At 59.6% G+C, this 20,614-nt stretch carries 16 protein-coding genes and 2 pseudogenes; 13 read left to right on the top strand and 5 right to left on the bottom strand.

Features of this window, described 5'->3' with window-relative positions; genetic code table 11:
• Nucleotides 1-124: 124 nt before the first annotated feature.
• Nucleotides 125-2,443 carry an alpha-xylosidase gene (gene yicI / locus JW799_RS25010; protein ID WP_080838414.1) on the bottom strand — a complete coding sequence of 773 codons (2,319 nt, stop codon included), beginning with the start codon at nucleotides 2,441-2,443 and terminating at the stop codon, nucleotides 125-127.
• 128 nt (nucleotides 2,444-2,571) lie between these two features.
• Between yicI and JW799_RS25005 the strand changes: the two genes are divergently transcribed.
• Nucleotides 2,572-3,471 carry an AraC family transcriptional regulator gene (locus tag JW799_RS25005; protein ID WP_205432210.1) on the top strand — a complete coding sequence of 300 codons (900 nt, stop codon included), beginning with the start codon at nucleotides 2,572-2,574 and terminating at the stop codon, nucleotides 3,469-3,471.
• 65 nt (nucleotides 3,472-3,536) lie between these two features.
• On the opposite strand, the gene JW799_RS25000 is transcribed toward JW799_RS25005, so the two are convergent.
• Nucleotides 3,537-3,857, bottom strand: coding sequence for a DUF2627 domain-containing protein (locus tag JW799_RS25000; RefSeq protein ID WP_080838421.1), 321 nt, complete (start codon nucleotides 3,855-3,857; stop codon nucleotides 3,537-3,539).
• A 189-nt stretch (nucleotides 3,858-4,046) separates the two neighbouring features.
• Between JW799_RS25000 and lpdA the strand changes: the two genes are divergently transcribed.
• The 5 genes from lpdA (at nucleotide 4,047) to lipB (ending at nucleotide 9,972) form a co-directional block, all read left to right on the top strand.
• Nucleotides 4,047-5,483, top strand: coding sequence for a dihydrolipoyl dehydrogenase (lpdA, locus tag JW799_RS24995; RefSeq protein ID WP_205432207.1), 1,437 nt, complete (start codon nucleotides 4,047-4,049; stop codon nucleotides 5,481-5,483).
• 156 nt (nucleotides 5,484-5,639) lie between these two features.
• Nucleotides 5,640-6,674, top strand: coding sequence for a thiamine pyrophosphate-dependent dehydrogenase E1 component subunit alpha (locus JW799_RS24990; protein WP_205432204.1), 1,035 nt, complete (start codon nucleotides 5,640-5,642; stop codon nucleotides 6,672-6,674).
• Nucleotide 6,675: 1 nt separating this feature from the next.
• Nucleotides 6,676-7,662, top strand: coding sequence for an alpha-ketoacid dehydrogenase subunit beta (locus tag JW799_RS24985; RefSeq protein ID WP_080838434.1), 987 nt, complete (start codon nucleotides 6,676-6,678; stop codon nucleotides 7,660-7,662).
• 50 nt (nucleotides 7,663-7,712) lie between these two features.
• On the top strand, nucleotides 7,713-9,071 hold the full coding sequence (locus tag JW799_RS24980) for a dihydrolipoamide acetyltransferase family protein (protein ID WP_080838437.1): 1,359 nt from the start codon (nucleotides 7,713-7,715) through the stop codon (nucleotides 9,069-9,071).
• A 166-nt stretch (nucleotides 9,072-9,237) separates the two neighbouring features.
• A complete protein-coding gene (gene lipB / locus JW799_RS24975) occupies nucleotides 9,238-9,972 on the top strand; it encodes a lipoyl(octanoyl) transferase LipB (protein ID WP_080838441.1) in 735 nt (244 codons plus the stop codon).
• Here lipB and prli42 read toward each other — a convergent pair.
• The gene (gene prli42 / locus JW799_RS30345) at nucleotides 9,906-10,046 is read right to left on the bottom strand and encodes a stressosome-associated protein Prli42 (protein ID WP_420830660.1); all 141 of its coding nucleotides are present in this window, start codon (nucleotides 10,044-10,046) and stop codon (nucleotides 9,906-9,908) included. The two genes, lipB and prli42, sit on opposite strands and share 67 nt — an antisense overlap.
• 66 nt (nucleotides 10,047-10,112) lie before the next feature.
• On the opposite strand from prli42, the gene JW799_RS24970 reads away from it, so the two are divergent.
• From JW799_RS24970 to JW799_RS24940, 7 genes and pseudogenes are all read left to right on the top strand, one after another.
• A complete protein-coding gene (locus JW799_RS24970) occupies nucleotides 10,113-11,252 on the top strand; it encodes a M20/M25/M40 family metallo-hydrolase (protein ID WP_080838445.1) in 1,140 nt (379 codons plus the stop codon).
• A 775-nt stretch (nucleotides 11,253-12,027) separates the two neighbouring features.
• Nucleotides 12,028-12,996 carry a LacI family DNA-binding transcriptional regulator gene (locus JW799_RS24965; RefSeq protein WP_080838448.1) on the top strand — a complete coding sequence of 323 codons (969 nt, stop codon included), beginning with the start codon at nucleotides 12,028-12,030 and terminating at the stop codon, nucleotides 12,994-12,996.
• Between the two features lie 175 nt (nucleotides 12,997-13,171).
• Nucleotides 13,172-14,470, top strand: a complete 1,299-nt coding sequence (locus JW799_RS24960) for a sugar ABC transporter substrate-binding protein (RefSeq protein ID WP_080838451.1) — start codon at nucleotides 13,172-13,174, stop codon at nucleotides 14,468-14,470.
• A gap of 91 nt (nucleotides 14,471-14,561) precedes the next feature.
• Nucleotides 14,562-15,443 (top strand): carbohydrate ABC transporter permease, encoded by an 882-nt coding sequence (locus tag JW799_RS24955; RefSeq protein WP_080838454.1) that lies wholly within the window; start codon nucleotides 14,562-14,564, stop codon nucleotides 15,441-15,443.
• On the top strand, nucleotides 15,443-16,279 hold the full coding sequence (locus JW799_RS24950; protein WP_080838457.1) for a carbohydrate ABC transporter permease: 837 nt from the start codon (nucleotides 15,443-15,445) through the stop codon (nucleotides 16,277-16,279). Before JW799_RS24955 ends, JW799_RS24950 begins: the two co-directional genes overlap by 1 nt.
• 47 nt (nucleotides 16,280-16,326) lie before the next feature.
• Nucleotides 16,327-17,978, top strand: a pseudogene (locus tag JW799_RS24945) (glycoside hydrolase family 13 protein).
• A 142-nt stretch (nucleotides 17,979-18,120) separates the two neighbouring features.
• On the top strand, nucleotides 18,121-18,321 hold the full coding sequence (locus JW799_RS24940) for a hypothetical protein (RefSeq protein ID WP_139787270.1): 201 nt from the start codon (nucleotides 18,121-18,123) through the stop codon (nucleotides 18,319-18,321).
• A gap of 249 nt (nucleotides 18,322-18,570) precedes the next feature.
• Here JW799_RS24940 and JW799_RS24935 read toward each other — a convergent pair whose 3' ends face one another.
• Both JW799_RS24935 and JW799_RS24930 read right to left on the bottom strand, forming a co-directional pair.
• The gene (locus JW799_RS24935; RefSeq protein WP_139787271.1) at nucleotides 18,571-19,629 is read right to left on the bottom strand and encodes an ABC transporter permease; all 1,059 of its coding nucleotides are present in this window, start codon (nucleotides 19,627-19,629) and stop codon (nucleotides 18,571-18,573) included.
• Nucleotides 19,626-20,614 (bottom strand): annotated as a pseudogene (locus JW799_RS24930) (ABC transporter ATP-binding protein). Before JW799_RS24930 ends, JW799_RS24935 begins: the two are co-directional and overlap by 4 nt.

Below are 20,614 nucleotides of genomic sequence, written 5' to 3'. Positions count from 1 at the left end.
GTCGAGCGCGAGGGAAGCCGCGCTACGGGAGCATGTTGCGAAACGAAGCGTAATGCAAAGCGAAGAGGCCGAACCCCGGCAGGAATCGTCTGCCAGGGGTTCGGCCTCTTTGCGTCTCTCTTCCTTACAGCTGAATCGACAGCGACGAGCCGCCGGCCGCGATGCGGACGCCTTCCGCCGTCGTTTCGGCCGTGCCGCCCGAGGTGCTTTCGACCGAGGAAATGCCGCGCAGCAGCACGTTCCAGTCGCGAGTGTCGCCTTCGGCGCGCACGTCGATGCGGCTGCCGCTGCGGGAAGCGGTGACGGTCAGCGCCGTATTGCCGCTAGCGTCCGGCACGACGGCGGAGGCGGTTGCGCCGTCGGCAAGCTCGAACAGGTGAAACGTCACGCCTGCCGCGTAGTCGTAATCCGGACGGCCGTCTTCGCTGCCGACCGCGACGATCGAGCCGGCCTTCGCGAACAGCGGAAGCCCGAAGTAATCGTACGTTTCGTTGCGCCAGGAGCCGCCTTCGACTTTTTCCCCCGTCAGGAAGTGGGTCCACGTTCCTTTGGGCAGGTAATAGGAAGATGCGCCTTCCTCGTTGAAAATCGGAGCGACGAGGAGCGAGTCTCCGAGCATATATTGACGGTCCAAATAATCGCTCGTCCGGTCGTCGCCGAATTCGAGCAGCATGGCGCGCATCATCGGCAAGCCCAGCTTCGTCGATTGCACCGCCTGGCCGAACAGGTAGGGCATCAGGCGCAGCTTCAGCTTCGTAAAGTGACGCAGGACATCGACCGCTTCCTCGTCGAACAGCCACGGAACGCGGTACGAGCTGCTTCCGTGCAGGCGGCTGTGGCTGGACAGCAGGCCGAAGGCGACCCAGCGCTTGTACAGGTCCGCCGGCGCGCTTTGCTCGAACCCGCCGATGTCGTGGCTCCAGAAGCCGAAGCCGGACAGGCCGAGCGAAAGACCGCCGCGCAGCGTTTCCGCCATCGACTCGTACGTCGCCTCGCAGTCGCCGCCCCAGTGAACCGGGAACTGCTGGCCGCCGGCCGTCGCCGATCGGGCGAACAAGGCCGCCTGGCCTTTGCCGAGCTTTTCTTCCAGCACCTCGAACACCACTTTATTGTACAGCTGCGTGTAGTAGTTGTGCATTTGCATCGGATCGGAGCCGTCATGGTAAACGACGTCCGTCGGAATGCGCTCGCCGAAGTCGGTTTTGAACGAATCGACGCCCATGTCCACCAGCGCGCGCAGCTTGTCGCCGAACCATTTGCAGGCGTCCGGATTCGTGAAATCGACGATGCCCATGCCGTACTGCCACATGTCCCATTGCCATACGCTGCCGTCCGGACGTTTCAGCAGGTAGCCGTGCTTCATCCCTTCGTCGAACAGCGGGGAACGCTGCCCGATATACGGGTTGATCCATACGCAGATTTTAAGCCCCTTCGCTTTGAGCCGCTCCAGCATGCCTTTCGGATCGGGGAAGACGCGCTCGTCCCACTCGAAGTTGCACCATTCGTATTCCTTCATCCAGAAGCAGTCGAAATGGAACACCGCAAGCGGAATGTCTCGTTCGGCCATGCCGTCGATAAAGCTGTTGACGGTCGCTTCGTCGTAATTGGTCGTGAACGACGTCGTCAGCCACAGGCCGAACGACCAGGAAGGCGGAAGCGCCGGCTTGCCCGTCAAAGCCGTATAATTGCCGAGCACCGTTTTCAGCGAATCGCCGCCGATCAGGAAATATTCCAGCATTTCGCCGGGAACGCTGAACTGCGTTTTCGACACTTTTTCCGACGCGACCTCGAACGACACCTTTTCCGGGTGATTGACAAAAACGCCGTAGCCGCGGTTCGTCACGTAGAACGGAATGTTTTTGTACGCTTGTTCCGAAGCGGTGCCCCCGTCCTCGTTCCAAATGTCGACGACCTGGCCGTTTTTGACGAAGGCGGAGAAGCGTTCGCCGAGCCCGTATACCGTTTCGCCGACGCTTAAGTTCAACTGCTCGCGGAAATGATGATGTCCGTCGTCCGCTTTGACGAATGCGGTCAATCGGGTGCCGCTGCCCGTCAGGAAGCGTCCTTTGTGCGTATACCGAATGGAGACGGGGTGTTTTTTCGTAATCGTTACTGTCGTGTCTCCGCTCGTCAGGCTGACGGCTTCGTCGGTGTTTTCGATTTCGACGGGAGCGTTGCCTTCGAGCAGCAGCGGAAAGGAATCCGGGGTGCCGCGTTTTTGGCCTTTGTGTCGGTAAAAACGGGCGCGGATCATGTCCTTGGCCGGCGACGAAAATTCCATCGTCATGAGCGGCTCGTTCAACGTGTTGCCCCGGTGTTCGAGGTGCCTGAACGTAGCGAAGACGGTAATCCTGTTCGTGCCGACTTGGACGTCGTGTATTTCGTAAGGACTCAGCACTTGATACCCTTCGCGGGTCATCCAGTAGCCGTTGCTGAATTTCATCGGAATTCATCCTTTCTTGTCGCAGCTCGCTTGATCGTTTACACTGTCATTATACTGATTAAAACACAAGAAATCTTGCACTATTACGTTTTCATTTAACACGATTCTGATATATTGGGGGTGATGAAATGGATTTGACCCATCTTCGGGAAAATCGGAGGCACGGGACGCAGGATTTTCCGGTCGGCGTGTACCGGATGGAACTGCCGGCGGGGCATCCGATCCTGGAAAATCATTGGCACGAAGAAACGGAATTTCTCGCCGTCGAGAGCGGTCGGGCCATATTCCAAATCGGCGCCTTCGAGTACGAGCTGCAGGCCGGGGATGCGATATTCGTGCCGGGTGGCGAAATTCACGGCGGCTACCCCGCCGAGGATTCGGCTTGCACCTATACGGCCATCGTCTTCGATCCGGGGATGCTGATCGGCGGCCGCGGAGGGGAAACGGCCCGGTTCCTGCAGCATTTGCAGCGAGGCAGGCTCGCGCTTCCTCCGCATTTCGGCAAAGGGACCGAATGGGGCGAGCGGGCGGTCGGGCGCCTGGAACGGATGTTCGAGCTGTTCGAATCGGCCGACCCGGCCCGCGAGATGAAAATAACCGGCGAGCTATATTTGCTGCTGGCCGAATTCTGGTCGGCCGGCGTTTCGGTTTCGCGCGAGACGGAAGCGCCGTCGGAAGCCCGGACGCTGGAACGGCTGAAGGAAGCGCTCAAATTCGTCGAGACGAACTTCGGCCGCAAGCTGACCGTCCGCGAGCTCGCGGAAGCGGCGGGCATGAGCGAAGGCCATTTTTGCCGCGTCTTCAAGACGTACATGCGAAGGACCCCGGTCGAATACGTCAACCATTTTCGCCTGCGCTACGCGGCCCGGCGATTGTCCGATTCGGACGCGACGGTGGGCGAGGCGGCGGCGGAAGCGGGATTCGACAACTTTAGCTATTTTAGCAAACTGTTCCGCTCCTTATACGACTGCACGCCGTCCGAGTACCGGAAAGCGAAGGCGCAAGGCGGGCGGACGGAAGTCCGCTGACGGACACGAAAGAAGGCTCCCTGCCGGAATCCGGCAACGGGAGCCTTCAAGCGTTATTCGCGAAATTATTCCGCCGTTCCGCCGGAATCGGGCCCGGACGGCTTGGTCGGCCGCGGGCGCTTCGGCATGAAGCGGGGAGCTACGTATTTATGCTTGCGGTCGCGGAAAAAAATCCAGCCTCCGATAAAACCGACGCCCGCAAAAAATAAAATGAATCCGAATGCGAACGAGAGCCATTCAAAGCGCGGGTCCTGCATTTGCACGTCACCGAGCTGAACGAAATATTCGTACAATGCGTCCTTCATAAGCAAAAATCCGTACGCCGCTGCCAAACCCGGCACGACTAGGAGTAAAATGGCGATTAGGCGGGAAATAACGAGTCTCACCGGACATCCCTCCTTCCACTTCTCCTATCATACCGATTTTGCCGGATTCTGTCCACGAAAAGCTGAAAGGGGATGAAAGGGACGGCCGCCCGGCAAATCGACTGGACAAGCAAAAACAGGTACAATAGTAGACGGACTTACATAACGTCGCGATGACGGACAAGCCAGTATCGATCGGAGGATAATACGATGCCAATAGAGGTGGATGTCGCCGTTTTGGGCGGCGGACCGGGGGGATATACGGCGGCGATCAGAGCCGCGCAGGCGGGACGAAGCGTCGTCCTGATCGAGCGGGACAAGCTGGGAGGCACCTGCTTGCATCGGGGGTGCATCCCTTCGAAAGCTTTATTGCGGAGCGCGGAGGTGTTTGCGACGATTCGCGCCGCCGCATCCTACGGAATCATGGTGCCGCAGGAGGGAGTCGCCGTCGATTGGCCGGCCGTCATCTCGCGTAAAGCCGGCATTGTCGACCAGTTGCACCGCGGGCTCGAGGCGCTGATGAAACAGCACCGGATTCAGGTGCTGAGCGGCAGCGGACGGATCATGGGGCCGTCGATCTTTTCGCCGAGCAGCGGATCGGTCTTCGTAGAGCTGGCGAACGGCGAGTCGGAGACGGTCGTGCCGCGTCATTTGATCGTGGCGACCGGCTCGAGGCCGCGCAGGCTCGAAGGCGTTCCCTACGACGGCCAAGCGATCGTGACGAGCGACGAAGCGCTTGCCTGGGAAAGCTTCCCGGAATCGGTCATCATCGTCGGAGGCGGCGTCATCGGCGTGGAATGGGCTTCGATGCTGAGCGATTTCGGAAGCAAGGTCGCGGTGATCGAAACGGCGGAGCGGCTGCTGCCCGGCGAGGACAAGGAGATCTCGTCCGAAATCCGGAAGGCGCTCGAAAGGCGCGGCGTCGAGATTCATACGGGAGTCAAGCTGGATGCGTCCTCCGTCCGGATCGGAGAAGGCGAAGTCGCGTGCGAAATCGAGTCGCCGTCCGGCAAATCGCCGCTCGCCGCGCAGCGCATGCTCGTTTCGGTCGGCCGCCAGGGCAACGTCGAAGGCATCGGCTTCGAAAACACCGACATCAAAACGGCCGGCGGCTTCGTAGCGGTCGATCCGCTGACGCTGCAGACCGGCGAGCGCCATATTTACGCGATCGGCGACTGCATCGGCGGCGTGCAGCTTGCGCATGCGGCCATGCACGAAGCGGCGGTCGCGGTCGATCATTTGCTCGGCGCGCCGGTGCCGGCCGTCCGGTCGGCGGATCGCGACATTCCGCGCTGCGTCTATTCGCGGCCGGAAGCGGCGGCGATCGGCTGGACCGAAGCCGCGGCGAAGGAGCGCGGCTTCGACGTGAAGACCGCGCGCGTCCCGCTGCGCGTGCTCGGCAAGGCGCTCGTTCACGGCGAGACCGAAGGCTTCGCCAAGGTGGTGGCCGACCGGGCGACGGGCGACCTGCTCGGCGTTCATCTCGTCGGCGCGCATGCGACCGAGCTGATCGCGGAAGCGTCGCTTGCGAAGCTGCTCGACGCCGTCCCGTGGGAGATCGCCCGCTCGATTCATCCCCACCCGACGCTGTCGGAAGCGCTGGCCGAAGTGACGGCCGCGCTGGGCGGCGGCGCCGGACATGCATAACGACTTGAATACGGCCAACCTGCGGCGATCGGGCATCCTTGAGCCATGTCCGCGGGTTGGACGTTTCTTTTTGCCGGGAAGGGGAGTATAATAGGTTTTAGATTCAAGTATTAAGACCAGGTTATAAAACTAAGTGTTAGCCAGGAGGGACGAGCTATGACCCAATCGGGAGCCGTTCGGCACAACTCGCGTCATGCCGAGCTTGGCCTGTCGGATCGGCAAGTCGTCGACATGTACGAGAAGATGATGCTGGCACGCCGTTTTGACGAAAGAAGCCAATTGCTGCGACGCGCGGGAAAAGTCAATTTTCATATTTCCGGCATTCATCAGGAGCCGTCCCAAGTGGCGATGGCGTTCGCGATGGATCTCGAAAAAGACTGGTTTTTGCCCTATTACCGGGATTACGGTTTCGTGCTGTCGGTCGGGATGACCGTCAGGGAGCTGTTTCTTTCCTTGTTCGCCAAGGCGGAGGATCCGAACAGCGCCGGCCGCCAAATGCCCGGCCACTTCGGCTGCAAGCGGCTTCGTATCGTGACGGGCTCCAGCCCCGTGACGACGCAGGTGCCGCACGCGGTCGGATTTGCGTACGCGGCGAAGTACCGCGGCGAAAGCTCCGTGGCGCTCGTTTCGTTCGGCGAAGGCTCGAGCAACCAGGGGGACTTCCACGAAGGCTGCAACTTCGCGGGCGTGCATAACCTACCGGTTATTTTCGTTTGCGAGAACAACGGCTATGCGATTTCCGTGCCCTTCGCCAAGCAGTCGGCCGGCCGCATTTGCGATCGCGCGAACGGCTACGGCTTTCCCGGCGTTCGCGTGGACGGCAGCGACGCGCTCGAAGTGTACCGCGTATTCAAGGAAGCGCACGAACGGGCGCTTCGCGGGGAAGGACCGACGCTGATCGAAGTGATGACCTACCGGATTACGCCTCACTCCACGACAGACAACGACATGGATTACCGGACGAAGGAAGAGGTCGACCTGCACCGGGATCAAGACGGCATCCCGGCCTTCCGCAATTATTTGACGGAAATCGGATTGTGGTCCGACGAGCGGGAAGACGAGCTGCAGGCGCGCATCCGCAAGGAACTCGACGAATCGCTGGCGTACGCGGAGCGGGCGCCGTTTCAATCGACGGAGGAGGCGTTCCGGCACGTTTACGCGGAGCAGCCGGAAGCGAGGGGAGGGCGTTAAGATGCCGGTTATCGAATATATCGAAGCGATTCGCACGGCGATGAAGGAAGAGATGGAGCGCGACGACCGCGTTTTCGTCCTGGGCGAGGACGTCGGGCTCAAAGGCGGCGTATTCAACGCGACCAAAGGACTGCAGCAGCAGTTCGGCGAATTGCGCGCGCTCGATACGCCATTGGCGGAGTCCGCGATCGCCGGCGTCGCGATCGGCGCGGCGATGGCGGGACTCCGGCCGGTCGCCGAAATGCAGTATTCGGACTTCATGTTCCCGGCGACGAACCAGATCATCAGCGAAGCCGCCAAAATCCGCTACCGCTCGAACAACGACTGGGACTGCCCGATCGTCATTCGGGCTCCGATCGGCGGCGGCATCTTCGGAGGGCTGTACCACTCGCAATGTCCGGAATCGGTGTTTTTCGGAACGCCGGGTCTCAAAATCGTCGCCCCGGCAACCGCGTACGACGCCAAAGGGCTGCTGTTGTCGGCCATCCGCGATCCCGACCCGGTGCTGTTTTTCGAAAATAAAAAATGCTACCGCCTCATCAGCGACGAGGTTCCCGAAGGGGAGTACACCGTTCCGATCGGCAAATCGAACGTTTTGCGCGAAGGGGACGATATTACCGTGATCGGGTACAGCATGCCGCTGCATTTCGCGATGGCCGCGGCCGAGGAGCTGGAGCGCGAGGAAGGCGTCTCCTGCCACATTCTCGATTTGCGCACGCTGCAGCCGCTCGACCGCGAGGGCATTCTCGAGGCGGCGGCTCGTACCGGCAAGGTGCTGATCGTTCACGAAGACAACAAAACGGGGGGCATCGGAGCCGAGGTGGCCGCGATGATCGCGGAGGAAATGCTGTACGATCTCGACGCCCCGATTCGCCGGGTGTGCGGGCCGGATGTTCCCGCGATGCCGATCAATCCGCCCGGGGAGAAGCATTTTTTGCTCAATAAGGAAAAGCTGAAGGCCGCCATGCTGGAGCTTGCCCGCTATTGACCGTATTGAACGACGAATCCCAATATGCCGGAGAGGAGTGAACGGCGCACATGGCAAAAAAAATCGCGGAAATCATCATGCCGCAGCTGGCCGAGTCGCTGGTGTCGGCTACGATCGACCGTTGGCTCAAGGAGCCGGGCGACCGGGTGGAAATGTACGAGCCGCTGTGCGAAATTCAAACGGATAAAGTAAACGCCGAGCTGCCGGCGACGATTGCCGGCGTGCTCGTCAAAAAGCTCGTGGGAGAGGGCGAGGAAGTCGCCGTCGGCTCTCCGATCGGCTTGATCGAAACGGAAGCCGATTCGGCGGCCGAAGCGGACGGCGTTCCTGAGCGGGCGGAAGGAAGCGCCGCTCCTTCCGTTCCCGCGGCGCCCGCTTCCGCCCGTCCGGGCGCGGCGATCCCGGCTCCGGCGGCGGCGTTCGACCCGGGCGCGCCGATGCGCGGGCGCTATTCGCCGGCCGTTCAACGGCTTGCGGCCGAGCATGGGCTTGACTTGAGCCGGGTGAACGGCACCGGGCTCGGGGGGCGCATTACGCGCAAGGACGTGCTGCAGGCCGTCCAGACGGGAGGCTTCGCCGCTTCGCCGGCGCCGTCCGCCGGACGGCCTGCTCCCGAGCCGTCGGCAGCCCCCGCCCGGCCGAGTCGCCCGGAACCCGCCGCCGACGCTGCCCGAATGCCGACGGTCGAGGTCGAAGGCAAGGTCGGGCCGGGCCGCGAGTATTACATCGACGTCACGCCGATCCGCAAAACGATCGCCAAAAACATGCGCCAAAGCGTGAGCGAAATTCCGCACGCCTGGACGATGGTCGAAGTCGACATTACGCATCTTGTCGAGCTTCGCAATCTTTTGAAGGACGATTTCCGGGAGCAGGAGGGCATCAACCTTACGTACATGCCGTTCCTGATCAAAGCGGTCGTCGGAGCGCTCAAGGAGTTCCCGATTATGAACTCGGTTTGGGCGGACGATAAAATCATCGTCAAACGGGATATTAACATCTCGCTTGCGGTCGGAACCGAGGACTCGGTGCTGACGCCGGTCATTCGCAACGCCGATCAGAAAAACATCGTCGGCCTGGCTCACGAGATCCACGACCTGGCGCGCCGGACGCGCGAAAACAAGCTGAAGCTGGCCGACCTGCAGGGCGGCACGTTTACCGTCAACAACACCGGCACGTTCGGATCGGTGCAGTCCGTGCCGATTATCAACTACCCTCAGGCGGCGATATTGACGTTCGAAACGATCGTCAAGCGCCCGGTCGTCCTGAACGACATGATCGGCATCCGCTCCATGGTCAATTTGTGCCTGTCGTTCGACCACCGGATTTTGGACGGGGTCATTTGCGGAAAATTCCACCAGCGGGTCAAAGCCAATCTGGAAAGCTACGACAAGAATACGAAGCTGTATTGAACGAGAACCATGCGGGAAAAGGCAAAGACGAAGCTGCCGTTTTAGTCGAAAAGCGAAGGACTGCCCGCCGGCCGATCGGGGGTTCGGAAAGCGAGCCTGCCGACAAGCCGGCGGCGCGGTCCTTGGCCGTATCGGGGGCAAGCCGCAAACGGGAGGCGCACACAGGATGAAAACGTTGACAGCCGCGTTCGTTACGCGAGTCGATTACGGGGAAGCATGGGAGTTCCAGAAGCGGCTCGTTCGAGAGATCGACCGGGAGCGGATCGGGGATACGCTGCTGCTGCTCGAGCATCCGCCTACCTACACGCTCGGTTCGGACCGGCATCCGGAGCATTTGCTGATCGGGCCCGAGGAATTGGAACGGCGGGGGATCGGCGTTTATCAAATCGACCGCGGCGGAGACATCACGTACCACGGGCCGGGACAGCTCGTCGGGTATCCGCTGCTCTATCTAGATGCGGTCGGTCTCGACCTGCACGCTTATTTGCGGAGCCTGGAAGAGGCGATTATCGGGCTGTTGGCGGAGTTCGGCATAACGGGCGGGCGAAAGCCGGAGTACACGGGAGTATGGGTCGGAGACGAAAAAATCGCCGCGATCGGCGTCAAGTTCAACCGGGCCAAAACGCGCAGAGGTTTCGTGACGAGCCACGGGTTTGCCTTTAACGTCAAGCGGCAGGTGGAGGCGGAAGGCTTCCAGAGCATCGTGCCGTGCGGGATCAGCGAATTCGGCGTCACATCGCTGGAAGCCTTGACGGGACAAGAGTACGAGGTGCACGAGATCGGCCGGCGGCTGCTGCCGCATTTTATCCGCGTGTTCGGCTATGACGAAGCGAATCAGCCGATCAACGTGCCGACGGACATCAGCACGGTCGAGGCGACCATGGCGAAAAGCATGACGTAGACGATAATCTTGAACAGCCGTTTGTTGTTCATGGGCGATCCTCCTTTTCGAGTTGAATCGTCTTTCAAGCGCATAAGCTGCGCGGCCATCCTGTATATTGTAACGCAAATGAAGATCCAAGGCGAGCGGGAGGAATACGAATGGTGCAGCGGGAACGGCTTATCGCCGAATTTATGGAGCTTGTCCAAATCGACAGCGAGACCGGATTCGAACAGGAAATCAGCCGCGAGCTGCGCGATAAATTCGCCGCCCTCGGCTGCGAAGTGACCGAAGACGACGCGCGGGAGGCGACCGGGCACGGGGCGGGCAACCTGTTCGCCTGGCTGCCGGCCTCGCCGGGGCTCGAATCGGCGCCGGCGCTGCTGTTCACTTCGCATATGGATACGGTCACGCCCGGACGCGGCGTCAAGCCGCGTTTGGACGAGGACGGGTATATCCGCAGCGACGGCACGACGATTCTCGGCAGCGACGACAAGGCCGGACTTGCGGCTATGCTCGAAGCGCTGCGCGTCATCCGGGAACAAGAAATAGCCCACGGACCGATCCAGTTCGTCATCACGGTCGGAGAAGAGTCCGGATTGGTCGGAGCGAGAGCGATGAACGCGGAACGGCTCCGGGGCAAAATCGGCTTCGCGCTCGATTCCAACGGCAAGATCGGGGATATCGCGGCGGCGGCGCCGTCGCAGGCGAAGATCGTCTTCGCGATCCGAGGGAAATCCGCGCATGCCGGCGTCAATCCGGAAGACGGGATCAGCGCGATCCAAGTTGCGTCCAAGGCGATTTCCCGGATGCCGCTCGGCCGGATCGACAAGGAAACGACGGCCAACATCGGCCGTTTCGCCGGAGGCGGGCCGACCAATATCGTCTGCGACTACGTGCGAATCGACGCGGAAGCGCGAAGCATCGATTCGGCGAAGCTCGACCGGCAAGTGGCGGCGATGCGCGAGGCGGTGGAATCGGCCGCCCGGGAGTTTCTCGCCGAGGCCGAGTTTTCGAGCGAAATCATTTACCCGTCGTTCTCGTTCGGCGAAGACGACGAGGTCGTGCAGGTCGCCAAAGCGGCGATCGGCCGGATCGGCCTCGAGCCGAGAACGTTCAAATCGGGCGGCGGCAGCGACGCCAATATTTTCAACGGCAAAGGCGTGCCGACCGTCAATCTCGCCGTCGGATACGAGAACATTCATACGACGAAGGAACAAATCAAGGCCGACAATCTCGTCCTGACGACCGAGCTCGTGCTTGCCATCGTGCAGGAGATGGCCGAACGCGGCCGGGCTTGACATCTCATCGCGCAGGAGATGGCCCGAGAGCGCGGCCGGTCTTGACGTCACGCGGGGCTCTGGCTTGTACCGTGCGCGATACAGCCGGGCCCCTTGCGCACGGATGCTCCGGCACCGGCGTACCGCTGCATGTCGGCGGTCCGTGGGCAGACGTCCCGGCACCGGCGTACCGCTGCATGTCGGCGGTCGACGGACGGGAAGAGAAGGTATTCCGCCACCCGACTCGGATGGTTTTTTGGCATAGTCGGAAAATTCAAGTCTTTATCTAGCTAAAGAGTTTTGTAGAAAATTAGGGGATGAGGAGGGGGCAGTCCAAGCGCAGGGAACTTATGTTGGATTTTGTCCAATCGAGGGAGCAGAAAACGGGGAAACCGTTGTCCAGAGTGGATTTTATCCAACGAGAAGCATGAAATTTGGGCAAAAACGCGGAAAAGGCCTCGCCAGATTGGACAAAATCCAGCGAAGATAACGTATTTCGTGAAAATACCGGTTTTGATTGGACAAAATCCAACCAAGCTTCGACGAACCCAACGTCATCCCGTTCAGGAGTTCTTTTTATTGAAAAACTTCCGAGCAAGCCAACCCCAAAATCGCCGAAATTGTCGCGCCCAAGCGAACGATGATGCGGCGAACTCGAAATTCGCTTCCCCCCTCGAAACAAACTTTGCCGCAATCGCTTAAGAAAATTCGCCATTTTCCACAAAAGTAAAATTTACAAAAAAATAAACCGTTGTTATAGTTAAATTATTAAAACGTTTTATTGGAGGTCGCCGAAATGGTCGGACTGAAGGAAATCGCCAAAATGGCGGAGGTGTCGATTTCCACCGTTTCCAACGTGCTCAACGGACGCAAAAACGTGGGGAAGGAGACGCGGGAAAAGGTTCTTCGAATTTGCGCCGAATACGGTTACAGCCCCGCGGCGGAGGCGAAAAAGGGACGGGCGGGGGCGAGCCGCACGATCGTGTTCATATACAGCGATTTCGACCGCGATTTTTATTTGAAAATCATTCAGGGGCTGAGCGATTGCCTGACGGAAAACGGGTACGATTTTATTATCTGCACCCATTCGTCCAGCGAAAGCTTCCTGCGGCCGAGTTTTGCGAGCGGAGCGATCATCCTCGACGGAAGCATGACGGACGAGGCGCTCGTTTCCGCGGCCGGTCCCGGCATGCCCGTCGTGATGATGGACCGGATTCTCGAAAGCGACCGGGTCAACGCCAAAAGCGTCATCGTGGACAACTATCCGATCATGTGCGAGATGGTGCAGGCCCTCGTCGACAAAGGCTACCGCAAATTCGGCTTCATCGGGGGACACAGTTTTACGCTCGATAACAAGGAGCGGTTCGCCGCCCTTGTGGAAACGCTTGCAAAAAACGGGATCGCCTTCGACCAGAAGCATTACTATCACGGCAACTACCGCGAAAACAGCGGCTATCAGGCGGCCAAGCTGATGCTGCTCAGCAACGATTTGCCGGAAATGCTCGTCTGCGCGAGCGACAATATGGCATTGGGCGCGATCCGGGCGTTCGAGGAAAACGGCGTCCGCGTGCCGGAAGACGTGGCGGTGACCGGCTTCGACGATTCGGAAACGGCCGCCGTCGCCGGGCTGACGACGATTTCGATTCCGCGCTACGAAAGCGGCTACCTGGCGGCGAAGAAACTGCTCGAAATGATTCAGGGGACGGAAAGCACGATGCCGTTCAAAATCGGCGCAGGCATCAAGTGGCGAAAAACGACGCGGTAATTTTGCGAACAAAATTTATTGACTAATCTATGTTTTACTAAATATTTTACTTAAAATTTACTGATAACGCTACCAAAACCGGTTGACAGCGCTTTAATGTTTGCATATGATGGGGGTGTAAAGCGTATTTTAATAAAGTTTTACTCCATTCACTAAAAACGAGGGGGAAGACCAGATGAGGAAAGTAAAAAGATCGATAATTTTACTAACCGTGTCGGCCATGATCGGAGTTTTGAGCGCTTGCGGGGGCTCGTCGAACGGGAATGCGGGAGCCGGTTCTCCGACCGCTTCCAGCACGTCGTCTCCCGAGGCGTCGCCGGGCGGCGCCGCCGAAAAGCAGGTGAAAATCTCGCTGTTCCAATCGAAGGTCGAAATTGCCGAGCCTTTGGAAGCGCTAGCAGAGAAATATAAGGAAGAAACCGGAAACGAAGTGGAAGTGTGGGGCTCGGCCGGCGACGCTTACGCGACGCAGCTGCAGGCCAAGCTGACGGCGGGCGAAGGGCCGACCGTGTTCAGCGTCGCCACCGGGGAAGAGGCGGAAAAGTTCAAGTCTTATTTCGCGGATCTGAGCAATGAAGACTATGCGAAAAACATCGCGCCCGACATGGCGCTCAAGGATGGCGACAAAGTCGTCGGCGTTCCTTACGGGGTGGAAGGCTTCGGGCTCGTCTACAACAAGAGTCTGGTCGATCCGCAGCAAATGACGGACCTGGCTTCGTTCACGCAGCTGCTGGAGAAATTCAAGGCGGAAGGCAAAAACGGCATCAGCCTGTCCCAGGAAGCTTACTTCCTCATCGGCCACATCATGAACACGCCGTTCGCGCTGCAGGCCGATCCGCAGGATTTCATCGCCAAGCTGAACAACGGCGAGGTCAAGATGGCCGACACGAAGGAGTTCCAGGAATTCGCCCGATTCTTGGAGGCGATTCGCGCCAACGCGGAAAATCCGCTCGAAGTGAAATACGACACCCAGATGGGCGACTTCGCCGTCGGCGAAACGGCCATGGTTCATCAAGGCAACTGGAGCTACGGCATGCTTGCGGACTTCGGCGACCTCGGCTTCGACATCGGCATGACGGCGCTTCCGCTTTCCGGCAACGACAAAATCGCCGTCGGCGTCGCCAGCAACTGGGTTGTCAACGCCAAGGCGAGCGCGGATCAAATCAAGGCCGCCAACGCGTTCCTGAACTGGATGTTCACGAGCGAAACGGGCAAAAACGCGATCGTGAACGAATTCAAGTTCATCCCGGCGATGACCAACATCGAAGCGGAAAATCTCGATCCGCTGTCACAGGCGGTTTACGAAGCGACGAACAGCGGTGAAACGATTCCATGGGCGATGAACTACTTCCCGCAAGGGATCATCGTCAACGATTTGGCTCCGGCCGCGCAGGAATTTTTCCTGAACAAGGACATGACCGGCGAGCAGTTCCTGGCCAACCTCGACGCCGCGTGGGCGAAAGGCGCCAAATAATCGGCTTCGGCTGCAAGCGTTACCCGCGAGAACCTAACGCCGCCTTACGGGTTAGGTTTTCGTTTTATCATCCGGAAAGCGGTGAATCGATGTGACGACACGAAAACGCAAAGAAAGAGCCTGGTACGCGCTGTTTACGCTGCCGCTGCTGATCGTTTTTACGACCGTGGTCATCATTCCGTTTTTTATCGGGATCGCCTATTCCTTCGTCAGTTGGGACGGCATTCCCGCCAATCCGAAGGTGTTCGTCGGCTTCGCCAACTATGCCGACCTGCTTCGCGACGAGCGCTTTCTGACTTCGGCTTGGCGGACGATCGAATTTACGGTGCTGGCGCTCGTGCTCGTCAACCTGCTCGGACTCGTCTTTTCGCTGCTCGTTACGTCGAAGCTGCGCGGCGGCAACGCGGCGCGAACGATGTTTTTCATGCCGAACCTGATCGGCGGCCTTATTCTCGGCTACATCTGGCAGTTCATTTTTACGGACGCGTTCAAGTTCATCGGGGAAAAGACGGGCATGGAATCGGTTTTCTTTAATTGGCTCATTCACCCGCAGTTCGCGCTGTACGCGATGGTGATCGTCTTTACGTGGCAGATGGCGGGCTATACGATGGTGGTGTACATCGCGGGCATACAAGGCATTCCCGACGAACTGAACGAAGCCGCCAAAGTCGACGGGGCGAATTTGTGGCACCGGCTGACGAAAATCATCTTCCCGCTGCTGATGCCCTCCTTTACGATATGCTTGTTCCTGACGCTGTCGGGCGCCTTCAAAATATTCGACGTCAACCTGTCGCTGACGAAGGGCGGGCCGAACAACGCGACGGAGCTGTTCGCGATGAACATTTACAACGAAATTTTCGGCTACGGCAATTACGGGCTCGGACAGGCGAAAGCGATCGTCTTTTTCGTCCTGGTGGCGGCCGTCACGCTGACGCAGGTCATCATCACGAAGAAAAGGGAGGTCCAGTTCTGATGAAGACAACAAGCCGCACGGCGCTCGGAGCGCTGCTTGTCCTTTTGTCGCTGGCCTTCCTGTCGCCGATCTACATCATGCTCGTCAACTCGTTCAAAAACCGGGCGGAGCTGTACAAGAACGCCCTTGCGCTCCCGTCCTCCTTCAGCTTCGAGTACTATGCGGAAGCGATGGACAAGATGAACTTTTTTACCGCTTTCGGCAACTCGCTGTTCGTGACGCTCGTGTCGGTCCTGTTCGTCGTCGTCCTCGCCTCGATGACGGCTTGGATGCTCGTGCGGACCGACAACGCCTTGAGCCGCGTCATTTTTCTCGTCTTCGTTTCGACAATGCTCATTCCGTTCCAAACGTTGATGATGCCGCTGATGCAGGTGATGGACTGGATCCGCACCCACCTTCACATCCCGATGCTGAACACGCACGGCGGCCTGATTTTCATGAACGTCGGCTTTCACGCCAGCATGGCGGTGTTTCTGTACCACGGCTTCATCAAGTCGGTGCCGGTCGCGCTGGAGGAAGCGGCCACGCTCGACGGCTGCAGCAAATTCGGCGTGTTCTGGCGGATCGTGTTTCCGATGCTCAAAACGATCACGATCACCGTCGCGATTCTCGACGTCATCGCCATGTGGAACGATTATTTGCTGCCTTCGCTGACGCTGTCGGACAAAGGCTTGAGGACGATTCCGCTGTCGACGTTCTATTTCTTCGGCGAATTTACGATTCAGTGGAATCTCGCGATGGCCGGGCTGACGCTGACGATTATTCCGGTCGTCATTTTCTATATGTTCGCGCAAAAATACATCATTAAGGGCATTGCCGCCGGCGCGGTAAAATAAGCGATCGCCCGCCAAGACATCCAAAGAAACGAACGGGGGTTGAACCTATGGCGGCAGCCGCAAACCAGGCATGGTGGAAAAAAGCGGTCGTGTATCAGGTGTATTGGAGAAGCTTTTACGATTCGGACGGCGACGGCTGCGGCGACCTCGAAGGGGTGATCCGCAAGCTCGACCATATCCGGGACTTGGGCGTCGATATCGTCTGGCTGAACCCGGTGTACGAATCGCCCGACCGGGACAACGGCTACGACATTTCGAATTACGAAACCGTCATGGCAAAGGCCGGCACGATGGAGACGTGGGAGCGGCTGCTTCGCGAGACGCACCGGCGCGGAATGAAGCTGATGATGGACATGGTCGTCAATCATACGTCGGATCGGCATCCGTGGTTCGTCGAGTCGCGCTCGTCCCGCGACAATCCGAAGCGGGATTGGTATATATGGAAGGATCCGAAGGACGGCGGGGCGCCGAACAACTGGCGCTCCTACTTCTCTCCGTCGGCCTGGACGTGGGACGAGCGGACGGAGCAGTACTATTTTCACTCGTTCGCCTCCGAGCAGCCGGATTTGAACTGGCGCAACCCCGAGCTGCGCGAGGAAATCTACCGGACGATGAGGTTTTGGCTGGACAAGGGAATCGACGGCTTCCGGCTGGACGCGATCGCGCTGCTGGCCAAGCCCGACGGGTTTCCCGACGCGGAAAACCCCGCGGATATCCGGTATTTGACGAACAACCCCGGGCTGCACGATTATTTGCGCGAGATGAACGAGCGGACGTTCGCCCGTTACGATATCGTCACGGTCGGCGAAGCCGCGTTCGTGACCCCGGAGGAGGGGCTGAAGTTCGTCGGGGAAGACCGGGGCGAGCTGAACATGCTTTTCCACTTCGAAATTTGCGACGAAATGCCGGAATGGGACATGCTCCGCTTCAAGCGGATTCAGCGCCGATGGTACGAAGGACTTTGGGGAAAAGGCACGAACTCGCAGTTTTTGAACAACCACGACCATACGCGCCAGGTGAGCCGTTACGGCAACGACGGGCCTTACCGCGTCCAGTCCGCCAAGCTGCTCGCGACGATGCTCCACACGCTGCCCGGCGTGCCCTATATTTATCAGGGCGAGGAAATCGGGATGACCGGCGTGCGCTTCGGCTCGATCGAGGAATACGACGACATCGCGATGAAAAACAAGTACGCGGAGCTCGTCGGGGGCGGCGCCGATCCGCAAGAAGCGCTGCGGAGCCTGCAGCCGCTCAGCCGCGACAATTCCCGGACGCCGATGCAATGGGACGATTCGCCGAACGCCGGCTTTACGACCGGCACGCCGTGGATCCGCGTCAATCCGAACTACCGGGACCTTAATGCGGCCAAGGATTTGGCGGCCCCGGATTCGGTCTACCGGTATTATCAACAGCTGATCCGGATCCGCAAGGAGAACGACGTCATGGCGTACGGAGACTTCGCGGAGCTTCCCGAATGGATGGACGACGAGCGGCTGTACGTATACACGCGCACGCTGGGGGGACGACCTGGCTGATCGCGCTGAACCACTCGGACGAGCCGAGCCCTCTCGAATGGCCGGCAAGGCTGCGCGGCGCGAACGTGCGGCTGCTGCTCGCCAATTATCCGGCGGACGTCGGGCAGTCCGGGCTTCCCGCGACGCTTCGTCCGCACGAAGCGCGGATTTATTCGGTCGAGTGAAGCGATCGAGCCGATGCACGCGGCTCCGGCGTTCATCCCGATGGACGGGCCCGGCGTTCGCGAATGGCTGGTGCGCGGAAGGCGCAAGTCATTTATAATGGAATTGCTTCGCGAACGAAATGACAAGTTGGCGGTGATCAGGATGGGGTGGTTATTGGCCGCGGGAGTCGCGATTATCGCGATCGGTCTGGCGGCGACGATCGTCATCGGCCAGTCGAAGAGCAATCGGGAAGAGGATCCCCGTTATTTCCAGCAAACCGGCCGGAAATGGCTTCGTCTCGGAGGGATTTATATCCTCGGCATTATCGCGGTCGTCGTGCTGCTCATGCTGTGGAACGGATGATAACCGATAGCATCAACGCGCCGCCGGAGGAAGCTCCGGCGGCGCGTTTTTGTTGGCGGAGCTTCGTCATCGGCGAGCGTGGAGTTGGCGCAGCTTCAGTGGAATTTGTCCAATCGAAACCGGCATTTATTAATCGGATAAATTCCAACAAAGGTTATCTCCGATGCGCCGAGTCCTCCCATTCCCCCAAAAAAGCCCTCCGGCTCGCCAGGCGGCAGCCGGAGGGCGGTTCGTTTGCGGCCGCCCGCATCAGGAGCGCGAGCGGACTTCCTGCCGCATGAACGTCACGTAGGAAACGGCGAAGATAAGCGCCGTTTCCGCGACGAGCGCCGTCACCTGCGGCCATACGAGCAGCAGGCTCTGGCCGAACGAAAGCGGCGCGTTGACGGCGAGATAGGCCTGATCCTGCGTCACGAACGGATTGAGCGTCCGGACGTCCGGATACAGCAGGGTCGAGGTCGCCTCCTGGAACAAATACGAGGGAGACAGCCGCGACAGCAGCGTCAGGTTGCTTTGCGCGTCGATGTACGACTGCACGTCCGCCATGTCGGAAGAGATGAGGAGATTGCCGACGAGATTGACGATCATACTGTAGAACACGAGAAAAAAGATCCAGACCGCAATCCCGGAAAGCGCCGAGGTCGCCGCCTGGCGGAACCGCGCCGAGAAAAAGATCGACAGGTTCAGCCACCAGCCGACATAGACGATCGTCATGACCAGCATGACGACGACGCGCCAAAATTCCTCGGGCGTCGGCGGATAGCCGATCGTAAACAGCCCCATGCCCATGACGAGAAAGCCGAGCGAGAAAATGACGACCGCGATGAGCAGCAGCCCGGCGACGAACTTGGCGATCAGAAAATCGTCGCGATAGATCGGCTGCGACAGCAGGCGCCCGAGCGTTCCCTTGTTTCGTTCGGAATTGACGGCGTCAAAGCCGATCGCGATGCCGATGAGCGGCGCCAAAAACGACATAAACGTCAAAAAGTTGGGCAGCGATCCGTCCGACTCGGTGAACATGCGCAGAAACAGAAACGTGTCGCTTCCGGCCGAGGCCGCCGAACCGCTTTTCAGGGCGGTTACGGCCGTATAGATGGAGCCGAAACACGCGAGCGTCACGATCGACATCAGGATGATGAAGCGCCAGCTCCGTATGTGGTCCCCGAATTCTTTCTGCACCATGACCCAGAACGGCGAGGGCGCGCGAACGGCAGCCTGCGCCGCTCCTTCGGCCGCTTCTCCGCCGGCGGGCCGCAAGCGGAACCGTTCGCCCCAGGTCGACCGAAGCTTTTCGATCCATGCGTTCACGGCTTTCCGCCTCCTTCGAAATAACGATGATAAATGTCGTCAAGCCCGTACCGCACCGGGCGCAGTCCGTGCAGGGCGGCCCCTTGGCCGATGGCCGCCGCGGCCAAAAGCGGCGTGACGTCCTTGCTGCTGATGACGCGAACGGTCGCGATATCCGATTTCTCCCCCGTTTGGCCGCCGCTTTTCAGCGCGTCGGATTCGGTACGCTCGACCTCCAGCACCGAATCGACGCCGGCGAGCGCTTTTTCCGTCTCTTCGTTCCAGCCTTCCAGGTCCAGCTCTACTTTATAGTTGGCCTTGGTCTCCAACTGCAGGGCCAATTCGTCCAGGTCGCCGACGGCGATCAGCCGGCCTTTGACGAAAATGCCGACGCGGTCGCAAATTTGCTGCACCTGATGGAGGTGGTGGGAGGAGAGCAGCACGGTGAGCCCTTCGTTGCGGCTCAAATCCCGGATGAGCACGAGCAGCTCCCGAACCCCTTCCGGGTCGATGCCGAGAGTCGGCTCGTCCAGAATGATCACTTCCGGCTTTTTGATCAGCACGTCAGCAAGCCCGAGCCGCTGCCGCATCCCCGGGAATACGCGCCGACTTTTTTGCGCGCGGCCGCGGCCAAGCCTACCCGATCGAGCAGCTCAAGCGCCCGCTTGCGCGCTTCCGGCTCGGGGACCCGGTTCAGCCGCGCCGTGTAGACGAGATTGTCCAGGCCGGTGCGGTCCTCGTAAAAGCCGACGTCGTCGGGCATGTACCCGACCCGCCGTTTAACCTGCATCGGCTGCCGCGTGGCGTCGACGCCGCAGACGGTCGCCGTCCCCGCGTCCGGTTCGGCGAGGCCGAGCATCATCAGAATCGTCGTCGTCTTGCCGGCGCCGTTCGGTCCGAGCAGGCCGAAAATTTCGCCCGGCCGTATCGTCAGGTTCAGCCTGTCGACGGCCGTGAATTCGCCGTATTTTTTCGTCAGCTCCTTGAGTTCGATGACCGATTCCAT

It is taken from the genome of Cohnella algarum, assembly GCF_016937515.1.
Classification (GTDB): Bacteria; Bacillota; Bacilli; order Paenibacillales; family Paenibacillaceae; genus Cohnella; species Cohnella algarum.
This window is presented reverse-complemented; position numbering and strand designations above follow the sequence as displayed.